Origin of the sequence: Streptomyces sp. NBC_00846 (assembly GCF_045207325.1) — a bacterium.
Lineage (GTDB): Bacteria > Actinomycetota > Actinomycetes > Streptomycetales > Streptomycetaceae > Streptomyces.
Genome location: NZ_CP108846.1, coordinates 1292830 through 1306763 on the forward strand (window position 1 = coordinate 1292830; position 13934 = coordinate 1306763).

The 13934-nt window shown below is 69.7% G+C and carries 9 protein-coding genes; 2 read left to right on the top strand and 7 right to left on the bottom strand.

The features are described from left to right. Positions 1-67: 67 nt before the first annotated feature. The 4 genes from OG936_RS06005 to OG936_RS06020 all read right to left on the bottom strand — a co-directional run bounded on the left by OG936_RS06005 (position 68) and on the right by OG936_RS06020 (position 7354). Positions 68-1615 (bottom strand): trifunctional class I SAM-dependent methyltransferase/NUDIX hydrolase/VOC family protein, encoded by a 1548-nt coding sequence (locus OG936_RS06005; protein ID WP_406493030.1) that lies wholly within the window; start codon positions 1613-1615, stop codon positions 68-70. Positions 1616-1769: 154 nt separating this feature from the next. Continuing rightward, complete coding sequence (locus tag OG936_RS06010; RefSeq protein ID WP_406493031.1) at positions 1770-2663, bottom strand: esterase/lipase family protein; 894 nt, start codon at positions 2661-2663, stop codon at positions 1770-1772. 216 nt (positions 2664-2879) lie between these two features. Further along, positions 2880-3893, bottom strand: coding sequence for a DNA polymerase thumb domain-containing protein (locus OG936_RS06015; protein WP_406493033.1), 1014 nt, complete (start codon positions 3891-3893; stop codon positions 2880-2882). Beyond that, positions 3890-7354, bottom strand: a complete 3465-nt coding sequence (locus OG936_RS06020) for a DNA polymerase III subunit alpha (RefSeq protein WP_406493035.1) — start codon at positions 7352-7354, stop codon at positions 3890-3892. Before OG936_RS06020 ends, OG936_RS06015 begins: the two co-directional genes overlap by 4 nt. 222 nt (positions 7355-7576) lie before the next feature. Here OG936_RS06020 and OG936_RS06025 point away from each other — a divergent pair, with 222 nt between their 5' ends. After that, entirely contained in the window at positions 7577-8413 is an 837-nt protein-coding gene (locus OG936_RS06025) for a hypothetical protein (RefSeq protein ID WP_406493037.1), read from the top strand. A gap of 440 nt (positions 8414-8853) precedes the next feature. Here OG936_RS06025 and OG936_RS06030 read toward each other — a convergent pair whose 3' ends face one another. Together OG936_RS06030 and OG936_RS06035 are read right to left on the bottom strand one after the other, a co-directional pair. Further along, positions 8854-10263, bottom strand: a complete 1410-nt coding sequence (locus OG936_RS06030) for a protein kinase domain-containing protein (RefSeq protein WP_406493039.1) — start codon at positions 10261-10263, stop codon at positions 8854-8856. Between the two features lie 356 nt (positions 10264-10619). Next, positions 10620-11750, bottom strand: coding sequence for a hypothetical protein (locus OG936_RS06035; RefSeq protein ID WP_406493041.1), 1131 nt, complete (start codon positions 11748-11750; stop codon positions 10620-10622). Between the two features lie 508 nt (positions 11751-12258). On the opposite strand from OG936_RS06035, the gene OG936_RS06040 reads away from it, so the two are divergent. Continuing rightward, positions 12259-13137 (top strand): septum formation family protein, encoded by an 879-nt coding sequence (locus OG936_RS06040; protein ID WP_406493043.1) that lies wholly within the window; start codon positions 12259-12261, stop codon positions 13135-13137. A gap of 110 nt (positions 13138-13247) precedes the next feature. On the opposite strand, the gene OG936_RS06045 is transcribed toward OG936_RS06040, so the two are convergent. Continuing rightward, complete coding sequence (locus OG936_RS06045; RefSeq protein ID WP_406493045.1) at positions 13248-13799, bottom strand: DoxX family protein; 552 nt, start codon at positions 13797-13799, stop codon at positions 13248-13250. Positions 13800-13934: the final 135 nt, after the last annotated feature.

Genomic DNA, 13934 nt, shown 5'->3' on the forward strand with positions numbered 1-13934 from the left:
CTCATCGCCCGGCTGATCGCGGTCGAACGTGTCGTGGACAGGTCCTGGGACAGGTCCTGGACTCGTCCTAGTCCCGGCGCTGTGCCCATACATCGGTGTACGGCGCCGGGGCCTCCGGTGCCGGGCGGGCCTGCGGGATTCCGGCGACCAGCTCCACCTCGTACCCCGCCGGGTCCTCCAGATAGGCGGCGATGTGCTCGTCCCCGCCCGCGTGCGGGTAGCGGTCCGGGAAGAGCTGCTGCCAGCCGTGCTCCGGGGCTCTGGCCACCAGTGCGTCGAGGGTGGCCCGGTCCCGGACGTGGAACGCCAGATGGTTGAGCCCGGGGCTGCGGCGGTCGTGCGTCCCCCCGGTGAGGTCGGGTGACTGCTCGACCACCACATAGCTGTCGCCGCGCCGCCAGCTCCGGCCGTGTTCCCAGTGCTGGTACGGGGCATGGCCGAGCTCGCCGAGCAGCCAGCCCCACCCGCGCTCGGCCGTCGGCAGATCGGGCACCCACAGCTCGATGTGATGCACCCCGCCGGTGCCGGCTCCGCCGGCGGGCAGCGGGACGGCTCGGCGGACGCCGTGCGGCTGGTACGCCACGGTGTCGCCGTCCTCGTGCCAGTGGATCAGGAAGTGCTCCCCCGCGCGGTAGCCGTCGAGTCCGGCCCGGAAGTAGGCGACGATGTCGTCCGGGAGGGCGTCCAGCGGGAACCAGGCCAGCTCGGAGCACTTGTCCGGTTCGCAATTGCGCGGCGGGCGGCCGGGGTCGTACTCCGCCTCGAAGAACCAGCCGGTCCGGGGATTGCCGCCGGGGCCGCGGTGCTGCATGACCAGGGCGACCCGCAGCTCGTCCGGGCCGAGTTCGACACCGATCTCCTCGGCGGTCTCACGGATCACCGCCGCGCGCACGTCCTCACCGTCCTCGACGTGTCCGGACGGGCCGTTGAACAGGCCGTCCCCGTACCCCGTATTGGCCCGGCGGGCGAGCAGGACGTCGGGGCCGCGGCGGAGAATCAGATGCACATCGACGACTTCGGTATGCCGGTGCCGCGGTTCGGCACGGGCCACCAGGGCGTAGCGCTCGTCGTCGACGTGCTTGCCCCACAGAGCCGGATCGTCGGAGAGCCGCTCGTGGTGGATGTGCTCGGTGAACTCCGGGAGCAGTCCGGTCAGCCGCTCCGCGGAGAGGCCGACGGCACCCCAGACGCCCTCGATCAGGATCAGCCGGCCGCCGGGCCGCAGCAGGGTGAACCAGTGGCGCAGGGCCGCCACCGGATCGGGCAGCAGCCACACCACATGCCGGGCCATGATCACATCGAACTGCTGCTTGCCGACCGGTGGTTGGGCCGCGTCCCCGAGAAGGACCCCGGTGCCGGTGCCGGCGAGCTTGGCCCGCGCCTGCTCCACCATGCGCGGCGACCGGTCGACGGCGGTGACCCGGTGCCCCTGTCCGGCGGCGAGCAGCGCGAGGCTTCCCGTGCCGCACCCCAGGTCGAGCACCTCGGAGCGCTCGCCGGGCAGCCAGCTCTCCAGCCGCTGCGCCCAGGCATGCCGGACGGCCGGGTCGAGCAGCCCGTGGTCGGGCTCCTCGTCGAAGGAGTCGGCCGCGGAATCCCAGTCGATCGTCGTCATGAGTCGATCGTGCCATCCACCACTGACAACGACGGCCCGCACGGCAGGAAAGGCCCCGCCTCGGAGTGCCGGGACACCGGGGCGGGGCCTCTCGTTCCGCTTCTTCGTTCCGCTTCTTCGTTCCGCTTCTCCGTTGCCGGACAGGGCGGTACGTCTAGCCGATGACCGAGGCGCAGGTGGTGGGAGTGGCGTGTGCCGGATCCAGGGCGTTCGCCACCTCGTGGTACGCGATCCGGTCGACGGTGCCGATCGCCACGTGCTCGGAGAGGTCGACCGGGCACAGGTCCTGGAGCAGGACGTTGTGTACGTTCGGCCCGTCCAGGAACTGCGTGCGGTACGGGGTCACGACCTCGTCGTACTTGGTCGCGATGACCGTGTAGCGCACTCCGGGCACGGTGTCGCCGCCCGCGTTGAGCTTGGTGACGAAGGGGGATCCCGCCACCTGGTCGGCGAGGCCGGGCGTGTTGGCGTTCAGCAGGTCCTCCGCTCCCGGGAAGTACGGCAGCAGCTTCGTCAGGCCGAGGAGGGTGGTGCCGTGGTTGTCGGGTGCGAGCCCGATCATGGCGTTCACCTTGGCGGCACCGCCGAGGAACTTCAGGTAGTAGTTCGGCATCATGCCGCCCTGGGAATGGCCGACGATGTCGGTCTCCGACGCCCCGGTGGAGGCGAGCACCTTGCTGACGAACGTGGCGAGCTGACCGGCCGACTCGTCGATCGGGCCGAGGCCGTTGAAGACGGGTACGCCGGGCAGTTGCCCGTAGTCGAGCGAGTAGACGCAGTAGCCCCGGTTGACGAGGTAGGGGGCGAGGACCAGCCAGTTGTCGATCGAGTTCCCGAAGGTTCCGTGGACCAGGACGATGGGGCGGGGGTGGGCTGCGGAGGGTTTGCAGGAGTAATCGTTCCAGCCACGGGAGGTGGCCGTGACGGCGGTGGGGGTGGCTGCAGCGGCAGCGGCCGCGGGGGTGGCGACTGCGGCGACGGCGAGGAGCAGTGCGGCAAGGGTTCTCCGCGTACGTGGGGTACGCGGCGCACGGGTCCAGGGCAGCATCGTGTGGTCTCCTTGCGGCTCAAGGGAGTTGCGATGTGTGTGCGCCCTGCGGCCCGGACCACAAGCGGTGACTGCTGATGTTCTGTGTACGCAGGCCAAATTACGCGTGAGTAAGGTGGCGTGGGAAGTTACGCGCCGGTAAAAACTGATGGATCATCAATTACTCGAGCTCGGGAACCATTCAGGCCGCGATCCGCCCCGGCGCTACGGCTCACGTCACAGCTCACGGCTCACGTCGCGGCTCACGGTTCCCGGGGCCAGAACGGCGGGGTACACGGCTCCCGGACCGAAGCGGCGGCGGGCCCGGTCCGCGGCCGCTTCGGTGGCGTGGGCGCGGTCGTCGCCGGAGTCCAGGGAGAGCTGACGGTGAGCGGCGCCGGCCGGCCCCAGATCGTCGGCGCGGATCGCGAAGGCACGGACCCGTGCCCGTTGCAGCCCGAGAGAGGCCAGCAGGCCCAGGGCGGCCGCGATGAGGGCGGGCGAATGACTGGTGGGTTCCGGCAGCGGACGCGTACGCGTGGTGGAGGTGCGGTCGGCGTACCGCACCGTGAGGGTGAGCCGGCCGGTGACCTGCCTCTCGCCGCGCAGTCGTTGACCGATCCGGTCGGCGAGCCCCAGTACGGCCCGGTGCTGGAGCGCCGGATCGAGACAGTCCCGGTCGAGCACGAGGTCGGCGAGCAGGTGCCGCGCGGGTGCCAGTGGGGTGACCGGGCGGGGATCACGGCCCTGGGCGCGCTCGGCGAGCAGTCGGGCGGGGCCGGCGCCGAGGAGGCGTTGCAGGGTCGCCGCGGGTACGTCGGCGACCTGGCCGATGGTGTGCAGGCCGTACTTGTCGAGGGTGGCCGCCGTGGCCCGCCCGATCCCCGGCAGTGCGGTGACCGGGCGGGGGTACAGCCATGCGGCGGCCTGGCCGGACGGGACCCAGGTGGTGTCCCCCGGTGCGGACGCGTCGGCCGCCATGGCGGCCAGCATGCGGTTGCCCGCGAGCCCGGCGCTGCTGTCGATGTCGTAGAGGCCCTTCAATCTGAGCTTCGCCATCTGGACCAGGCCATACGGGGACAGGTCGAAGTACCTGAGCGCCGAAGTCAGGTCCAGTTGAACGGCGTTGGGCGGAATGGCCTGGACGTGAGGCGTCATACCGGACACCAGTTCGATTACATCGTCGTACTGGTCCTCGCTCAGTGCGGCGTGCAGATGAAGGTGGGCGATGTGCCGCTGACGCGTGGTCATCCCGCGCTCCCCGGGCTGGTGTAGCCGAGCTTCTTCAGGTCGGCCGCACGACTGCCGGCGGGCCGCAGGTCGGCGTACGGGTGCAGCCGGGCCCCCGTGGTGCCGTTGACCAGGGTCCGCCGCGGCTGCGCGGGGGTCGGGTGCGGGTGGTCGGCGCCGAGGAGGGCGAGAGCGGCTTCGGGGCCGCGGTCGCGGCGGGCGGCGGCAATCCGGTCCAGGTCCCAGGCCATGGTGCCGACGACGGTGCGGCGGGTGCCGCGCACCTGGACCGTGCCGCGGACCAGCAGCAGCCCGCTGTGGAAGACGGTGTGCGCGCAGGCCGGGTGGGAGTCCTCGAAGAAGGCCAGGTCGACCAGGCCGGAGCCGTCCTCCAGGGTGACGAAGATGACGCGCTTGCCGCTGGCGATCGGCGGGGTCTGGGTCGAGGCCCGTACCCCTGCGACGAGGACCTGCCGGCCTGCCCGGGCCGCCGCCAGGTGGGCCGAGTCGGTCGCCCCGATCTCACGCAGCAGCCGGTGGTGATGCTCCATCAGGTGCTGGGAGACGTCGATGCCGAGCGTGTTCAGCTCCGCGTTCAGAGCCTCGCGCCCGGTCATTTCGGGCAGGCCGCTCGGCTCCGCCCCGCCTGCCGCGTCGGCGTCGGCGTCGATGGACAGCTGACCCCTGCCCACGGACCGGACTCGGGACCGCCGGTGGAGTTCGGCGATCTGCAGAAGCAGATCACGCCGTGTGAGACGGCCGTCGTGAAGAGACCCCAGGGCGCCGATCTCCGCGAGGTGTTCGGCGACCGGTCGGCTGGGACGGGCCCGCTGCCAGAAGTCCGACAGCGATCCGTACGGCCGGCCTTCCTCGATCCGGGCGCACTCCTCCTTGCTGATGCCGCGCACCTCGGACAGCGCGAGCCGTACGCCCCACCGCTCCCCGTCGGTCCGCTCCACGGTGTGCTCCACCCCGGAGCGGTTGACGTCGACGGGCAGGACGGGAACGCCATGTCGGCGGGCATCGGCGACGAGGACACGCTTGGGCCACATACCGGGGTCGTGTTCGAGCAGCCCGGCCAGCAGGTACGCCGGGTAGTGCGCCTTGAGCCAGGCGCTCTGCAGGGCCGGCACGGCGAAGGCGACCGCGTGCGCCCGGCAGAAGCCGTAGGCGCCGAAGGCCTCGACGGTCTTCCACACCTCGTCCCGGACCTTCGCGCTGTAGCCGCGGGCGCGTGCCTGGCGGTGGAACCAGTCCTTGATCCGGGGCAGTCGCTCCTTGTCACCGAGCGCCCGCCGGGCGACCTCGGCCAGAGCACGGTCGCAGCCGGTCAGCACCGACAGCGTCTCGATGATCTGTTCGTGCCAGATGGTCACGCCGTAGGTGTCGGCGAGCACGGGTTCGAGGTCCGGGTGGGGGTAGGAGGGAGTGCCGCCGTGGCGGGCGGCGATGTACCGCTCGGGCATTCCTCCGGCGACCGGCCCGGGGCGGAAGAGACTGATGTCGGCGATGACGTCCTGCGGGTCGCGGGGCTGCAACCGGGACAGGAGGTCTTGCTGGCCAGGGGATTCGAGCTGGAACAGGCCCAGGGTCCGGCTCTCCTGAATGATCTTGAACGCGAAGACGTCGTCGAGCGGCACCTGCCCCGGGTCGTCCAGATCGATGTGGTTGCCGGTCGTCCGTTCGATCTCGTTGACCGCATGGGCCATCGCGGACTGCATCCGTACGCCCAGGACGTCCAGTTTGATGTTGCCCAGCGCCTCGATCTCCTCCTTGGCCGCCATGGCCATCGGGTAGTCGCCCTGGGGGGTGGGCTGCACCGGCAGCCGGTCCAGCAGCGTCGCGTCGCTGATGACCACGCCGCAGGGGTGCATGGCCATGCCGTGGACCAGGGAGTCGAGCCCTTCGGCCAGCTCCCACAGCGGCCCGTACCGCTTCGCCTCGGCCGCCAGCTGACGCAGTTCAGGCAGTTCGGCAAGCGCTCCCCCGATGTCCGCCGCCCGCAGATGCGGGAAGCTCTTGGCGATCCGGTCGACCTCTGCCGGTGCGATCCCCAGAGCCAGGCCGGTGTCCCGCAGGGCCCGACGGGCCCGGTAGGTCTCGGGCATCGCGGTGACCGCCACCCGTTCCCTGCCGAACCGGTCGAAGATCGTGTCGTAGCACTCCAGCCTCCTGGCGGACTCCACGTCGATGTCGATATCCGGCAGTGACGTCCGTCGCACACTCAGGAAACGTTCGAACAGCAGGTGGTGATCGAGCGGGTTGGCGGTGGCGATGCCCAGCGCATGGCAGACCATCGACCCGGCGCCCGATCCGCGTGCCGCCACCCGGATGCCCTTCTCGCGGATGTCGGCCACGACCTGTCCGACGGCAAGGAAGTACGGGTCGTAGTTCAGCTCGGAGATCACGGCGAGTTCTTCGTCCAGCCGGTCGAGCACGGCGCGGTCGCGGTCCAGGCCGCGCCGGGCCATGCCCGCCTCGCACTGCCGGCGCAGCAGCTGTGCCGCGGCGCCCGCCCCGGGCCCGGCGCCGAGCACTTCCGCCTCCGGGAAGTGCGGCGTGCCCAGGCCCAGATCCGCCGCGGGGTCAACGGTGCACGCGGCCGCCGTGGCGGCGGTGTCCCCCAGCAGACGGCTCGCCCGCCGGGGTCCCGCTCCCGCGCATTCGGCGATCAACCGCGCGATGCCCGCCATCGCCCTCTCGTCCTTGAGCCAGCGCTGCCCGCTGTCCAGGCGGCGCCGGTCGATGGGCCGCAACAGCCGCGCGGCGTCCAGGACATCGGCGAGCCGGTGCTGGTCGGGGTCGGCGTAGCGGACGGCGTTGGAGAGCACGGCGGTGGTGTGGGTACGGTCGGCCAGCGCCAGGGTCCGGGCGGCCACCCGAAGCGATCCCGGCCCGGTGCCGGACCGTTTGTGCAGGACGGCCTCCAGCCGTATCCCCCTGCCGAAGATCTCCCGCCACGGCGCCAGCAACTTCACCGCGACGTCCTCCCGGCCCGCCGCCAGCGCGCGTACCGGCTCCGAGAGCGGCCCGAGCAGCACGATCAGACCGGGGCCACCGTGCTCGCGCAGCGCCTCCCACGGCACCACCGGCGCCGCCCCGCCCGCGGTCCCGGCGTGCGCGGCCGACGTGATGCGGCACAGCCGCGCCCAGCCGGCCCGGTTCTGCGCAAGCAGCACGAACCGCAAGGGCGGCTCGACGACGTGCGCGCCACCGCGCACCGGGGTGCGGCGCCGCGACGCCGGAAGCGGAGGCAACGGAGCAAGAGCCTCGACGGCCAGATCGACACCGAAGACCGGCCGGACACCGGCCCCGGCGCATGCCTGCGCGAACCGCACCGCCCCCGTGACCGTGTCCCGGTCGGTGAGCGCGAGCGTCGTCATGCCGCGCTCGGCCGCCCGCCGGACAAGGTGCTCGGGGTGGGCGGCGCCATAGCGGGCGGAGTATCCGGACGCCACGTGCAGATGCGCGAAGCCTGCCATTCCGCACCTCCGTCCTCCACCCCATTTCAGCCATACGCCCGATACCCCTATCGTACGTCCGTTCGATTACTCTAACTCCATCGAAGCCGGTCAGCGAGTCGATTCGAACACGTGACCGTATCTGGAGTGCTTGGAGTGAGTGGCTGAAACCGTCAGCTCCCCGTTCTCACTCGGCCCGACTCCGGCCGGCCATTCGGCCGTCGACCCCACCGGTCTGAGTACGTGCGGCCAGCATCTCGAATCGTCTCCACCGCATGGTCGGATCGCCCAACGGAGCTGGAGACAGACTTCTTCGAAGCCGAGTTGCGGCAAGCCTTCAACGTCTTGCCCACCGATCCGGAAGATGCGCTCGAGGCGCTGGAGCGTGAGGCTGGCCGGCGACCACCCTGCAAGGCGAATGGTGAAGGCGGTCGAGACACCGCGATCTACCTGACCGCGCTTCGTGCGGCTCGCAAGAACGACGACTTGGAATCGGTGCAAGCCAGGATCGCGGGCAAGGCCAGCGGAGGCGGCCGCCCTCTCCCTGTGATCTTCGTGACCGAGGACAAGGGTTTCTCGGATCCGAAGAACCGCACCGCCTTCGCGCCGGAGCTACGCGAGGAGATCGCCGACGCGCCGCTGACTCTCCGCCTCGACGTCGTCTCGGCACTCGCCGAGATCGGCTACCCGAGCCAGTGGGTTGATGCCAAGAGCATCACCGAGCGGGATGACTTTCGCGGCATGCTCCGCGAGGCCGTCACACGCGAGACACTGGGCATGCTCTCCCCGGCGCCCCGCGAGGCCTTCCCGGAATGGGTTCGGACTCGCACCCCTCGGCTTCGAAAGCTCGGCAAAGCACACCAGTGCAGGGGAGACGGGCTGACCTTGTCCATGCTGACCGGGACATGGTCGTCGGGCATCTTCACCCGCAACAGGCCTGATGGCCTGAGTCCGTCCACGATCAAGGGCGAATACCGCCTACGCATCACCGCGGACATAACAGCATTGGTCGTGCAGGCCGAGATTGGCGACGTCGTCGAAGCCGAGTTCTCCTCCACGTCGGTGACGATCACAGACTGAGATCTGCGCATCGACGAGACCGCTCAGTCGGGTTCGACCAGATCGTCACGGACATCTACGCGATGCATCGGAGCAGGTCACGGACAATCCGCTTGGATGAGCGGTCGGTAAACTGAAGTTGGGCACCCTCGCGACCGCACTCCATGTGAAGACCGACGACCTGCTGAAGGCGTCTGCACCTCGCGCCACGGCCGGCCGGCCGTGGGGATCTCCCCGCAGCTCACCGACGCCGAGCTGGTCACGCTGGCAAACGGCAATGTTTGCCCGGAAGGAGCGTCGTCCAGTGCGTGCGATCGCAAGGCGGCCGGAAGTCCTTGAACGGGGCCTCCCCTGCTCAAACGAAGTTGAGAGCTTGGGGAAGGAGCTACCAGGGCTTTCGGCCAACTCAGCGAGCGTGCGTGCTGGGCGGCGCGACGGGGCAAAGCTTGCCGGGAGGGGCACTAGCTTCCGCCGGACACCACCGGGGCCCACCGGGCTAGGGACACAATGGCGAGCAGTACATGTCCCAGCAGGGGTACGAGCGCCGTCGCCTGAAAGACGGCGAGCGAGACGCTGCGCTGTTGCCCCGGACGGGATGAGCCGCCCCTGGCCGTGAGCCATATCCCCCACGCAGCGATCACCAGCGGAACGAAGGCCAGAAAGTCCGGAGTGGCCTGGAGCAGAAAGGCCGGAACAAGCAGAAGGTACGCCCCACGCAGACGCTGCGCCGTCTTCCTGTTCTCCGCCGGCGTCTGCGCCGGGCCGAGAACCGCGCCGACGCCTTGGTTCCATCCCTCAACAGGCGGTACGAGCGCCCTGGTCCGCCCCGGTGGGAAGCCACCACCTCGGCTCGCGTACGCGTCCGCGGGCCGAGGCCGGGCCGGCTCGCCCAGTGGTGGAGGCACGAGATCCGTCGACGTGACCACGGCCGTCGGCGTCGGCACGAACCGAGCGGCGTCCGGCTGCGTCATTGCGTGGCTGATCTGTTCGCGTACGTACTCGATCTGCGCGCGCATCGCGTGTGCGTCCTGGAACCGGTCCACGGGGTTCTTCTCCAGTGCGCGTGCCACCAGCGCCTCGACCGTCTCCGGCACTCTGACCCCCGTGGATGCCAGGGTGGGCGCCGCCGTGGTGGCGTGCTGGTACCCGATGGAGATGTGCGAGTCGCCATCGAAGGGCAACTGACCGCTGATCAGCTGGAACAGCATGACGCCCACCGCATACAGGTCGGATCTGCCGTCGACCGCCCGACGGCCTTCGAACTGCTCGGGGGACATGTAGTGGGGAGTCCCGATCAGGCCACCGGTGACTGTCAGAACAGTCCCTCCCGCCCCCGGCCCATCCAATGCGCGAGCGATGCCGAAGTCCATCACCTTGACCGCACCGTCATCCGCCACCACGACGTTGGAGGGCTTGATGTCACGGTGCACGATTCCCGCGGCGTGACTGGCCGTCAGCGCTGAGAGCACCTCCGCGGTCAGTACAAGGGCGCTGTCGAGCGCCAGCGCCCGGCCGGAAGCCGCGGACTCCGCGAGCAGCTCGCTCAGCGTGGCCCCACGCACGAACTCCATGACGAGGTAGGGAATCAGCTGTCCGTCCTCGAACCGCTCCTCCCCCGTATCGTGCACCGCGACGACGCAGGGGTGGCTGAGCCTGGCCACCGACTGGGCCTCGCGCCGGAAGCGTGCCCGGTACTGCTCTTCGTGGGCCAGAGCCGACAACATGGTCTTGACGGCGACCGTCCGGTTCAGCGCCGTGTCGTGCGCCTTGTAGACGGCAGCCATACCGCCCTGGCCGACCTGCTCCTCGATACGGTAACGCCCACCCGCCAGCGCCACCCCTGTGCGGATCGGTCCGGTCGCGCCCACCACTGCGTGCTCCTCCCCGACACCCTGCCCGGAGCCACCGGGCGGCAGCGAACGGGCAGGTCGGCCAACGAGTATATGGGGGCAGTGTCCGTCGGCGGCCAGAGAAGTCGGACGTGCCCGGACAGTACGACGACAGCCACGCCTCCGCCCGGACGGGGGGCGGCTGGAGCTGCTCGCCGCCCTGGACCGGATGGACCTCCCGGACCCCTAGGTACTTCTCGCCGACCCCGCGGGTGCGGCCCGGTCGTGGGACGAGGACGATCCCTGTTACGTCCCGCGCTCCCCGCCCGCGGGGGCGCGAACGGTTGTCATCAGTGCGGCTCCCGCGGTGCGGTAGGTCCTCGCGTGATGACGCTCCGTCACCCCGCCTGCGGAGCCAGGCGCGGTGGCAGCTCCTTCGGCGGGTTCGCGTAGGCGGCGTGGGCTCGTTCCTGCTCGCGATGCCAGATCTTCACAAGAGCCTCATCGGTGCGCGGAACGGCGAGGCCCGCGGCCTTGAGAATGTCGCGGAAGAAAGGTACGGGACCGCCGTCCGCCCCCACAGCCAGCGCGGAAAGTACGGGCACATCGTGCGGAATATGTCTGTCCAGCGCCTCCATCCGCTGTTGCAGGTCGGGCCTCGCCCGTCCTGCGTCCAGGAGGATGGCCGGAATGGTTCTCCCCTGCGCCGCAACGGCAATGAGCTGCCTTGTGAGCCGCTCCACGGGGTCCTCGACCGGCCCCTTGGGCTGTTGCCAGGCGGGCTGCTTCAGCGGCGTGCGCTCCGTCGAGCGCCGTTGCTCCGTTTCCTTCCGCTCCAGCCATTGCGCCATCGCAAGGTCGTTCTGCGCTGCCGAAATCGCGTGCTTCAGCCGTTCGGCGACGAAGTCGGGAGTCTGATTCGCCAGCTTCCTTCTCTGCTGCGCGGGCAGCTCCGCGCCTTCCTGGTGAGCGAGCCAGGCTTCCGCACGGCTCAGAGCTCTGGTCACCGGCTTTCGAGCCACCTTGCCCAAACCGGGCATGGCCGACTTGAGTTGAGCGACGAGTCCACGCACACGCCTCAGTTCTGCGGGGTCCACGACTGCCGCCCGGACCTGGGGCATGCTCGCGATCGCGACCGCGCGGCGTTTGGCGGGACGTTGCGCCGGCGTCAGCGCGCAGTCTTCGAGCGGGGTCCAGGCAACCGTACGGTCCCGGGCCTCGGCCCCGATGTGCACGCGTCGCTCGCCCCCGACCGTTTCGCAGCGCACGCGGAGGCAGTAGCCGCGGCGCCCGAGAATCTGCTGAGTGATCGGCCCGTCGGAGGCGAAGATCCAGTCGACGTCATCGACGTCCGCGCCGAGTTCATCCGCTGCACCGCGCCAGGCGCGGTAGTCGACCGTGCTGAGCTGGAACCGCAGCCGACGGCGACTCTCGGGGAGATACACGTCGACGGCGTCTCCGGGACCGCTCCCCAGATCGCGCGTCTGCACCTTGCCCCGGAGCTGCCGCTTGTCCATCAGGCGCCGCACGCCCTGCTTGATGAAGAGGTGGTCGGCGCTGGACGCCGTTGGCGGTGCGGTGGCAGAAGGGCGCGGTGGGATGGTGCGCGAAGTGGCACACCTTGTTGGTGTAGCGGCGGTCGCTCAACTCACCGCCGCAGCCGTCGAGCTGCAGCCCGCACCAGTAGCTGTACGAGGGATGCACCTTGCGCCAGAGGTCCAGCTCATGCGCGTTCATGGGCAGAATCACCGGGAGATCGGAGTTCTTGTCCCCGATCACAGCGGTTTGAACAAGCCGATGGTCTTGCAAGGTGATGACCCTCCCTGGAGGCGGCCACCGCCCAGCATGTCAGTCATTGACTGAGTTCACAAGCAAAAGCACATATCGGCCACCCATAGCGTCGGGCGCCAACTCGTCCCGATATCACCTGTACAACCGTCTCCGGCGCAACGAAGCGCCTGTACACAGCCCTGTCACTTACATGCCATACGATGCGCACACCTGTTCACAACCCTTCCGCTTGAGGATTCTCACGTCATGTCTCTCGGTGTCACGTCCCGTTCCCTGCGCGGTATATCCGCTGTCGTAGCCCTGATCTCGGTCGGAGCGGTGGGATGCTCAGAATCCCTCGACAGCGCAAAGGCCGGCGCCAAGAAAGTGGTTCGCCAGCGATCGGTCTTCTCGCTCGCGACCGGCGACTGCTACAACCCGAACAGTGGGGCACCCGAGGGCGAGGAGTTCAGCGTCGAGGTCGTGCCGTGCAAGGAACCGCACGAGGGCCAGGTCGTCGGTGAGTTCAAGATCGACGGGAAGGCCGCGTACCCCGGCGAGGACAAAACCGCGCAGATCGCCGATGAACGCTGCCCGGCCGAGGCGCAGAAGTTCACCCCCGACACCTGGGCCCTGCCCAAGGGCGTCGACGTCTACTACTACTACCCCACCAAGGAGAGCTGGGCGACGGGCGATCGAAGCGTGAGCTGCACGTACGCCAAGGAAGACGGCAAGTTCTCCGGTTCACTGAAGAGCAAGTCCCTGGACACCGACCAGCTCGCGTACCTGAAGGGTTCGAACGCCGTCTACGAGGCCCTCTGGGCGAACCAGCCCGAAGCGGAGCAGGTCGAGGACGACTTGGTCGGCTACAAGAAGCAGGCCAAAGCCGTTGCCGCCGCGCTCGGCACCCACCTCACGGCCCTGAAGGGCATTCAGCAGCCGGAGACCGTCAAGCTCCGTGCACGGCTGGAGGAGACCGCCGGCGCATGGGAAAAGGCCGCCTCGGCCAGCGACACGGACGCCTTCTACCTCGCCTACGACCGGGCCTTCACCGGCATCGACCCGACCAAGACGGTCGCCGCTCGCAAGGAACTGAAGCTCGCCACCACCGTCCCGGCCGACGAAGCCGAGGTCTGGGCCGGCTGACCCCTTCGGATCACGAACAGCGGGCTCGTCCACATCATTCGAGGTGATGCGGACGAGCCCGCTGGTGCGACTCGGCGCAGAAACACTAGAAGTGCTGCGGCACATCCGTCTCAGTGACGGAGCAGCAGCGTGACGCCGGCCACGACGGCACCGAGCGCGATCGCGGCGACGCCGTAGGCGACCCGGTGCGAGCGCAGCCGGGGCAGCAGCCGGTCCACGGCGATCCGGCCGGGGCCGGTCAGGGCGAGAGCCACCGCGGTCAGGGCGATGAGGAGCTCGTACTCGACGCCCTCCGGGGCGAAGAAGCCGCCGCCCCACTTGACGGAGATCGCATTGACGAGCGTGCCCGCGACGGCTGCGGCGGCGAGCGGAGTGAGCAGGCCGAGTACGAGGCCGAGCCCACCGAGGGTCTCGCTGAGCCCGGCCACGACGGCGAACGCCTTCGGCGAGGGATAGCCGGAGGCGGCGAAGAACTGCCCGGTGCCGTCGATGCCGCCCCCGCCGAACCAGCCGAACAGCTTCTGGGCACCGTGCGCGGCCATGGTCAGGCCGAGCGCGAGGCGCAGCACGAGCAGGCCGATGTCATAGGCGCGGGCGGGGGCGGCCGGGGCCTTCTCGGGCGCGGCGGCGGGACGGGACAGGGTGGTGGCAGGAGTGGTCAAGGGAAGGGCTCCTCGTGGGGCGGGGGGCAGGGGCCGCGCGGCGCTGGGCAGCACCGCATGAACTTGAATCTTCAAGGTAACCCACGAGGGTCCTTGCTTCAACTTTCAAGCATCCCAGGCCGGCGCCCGAGCGGG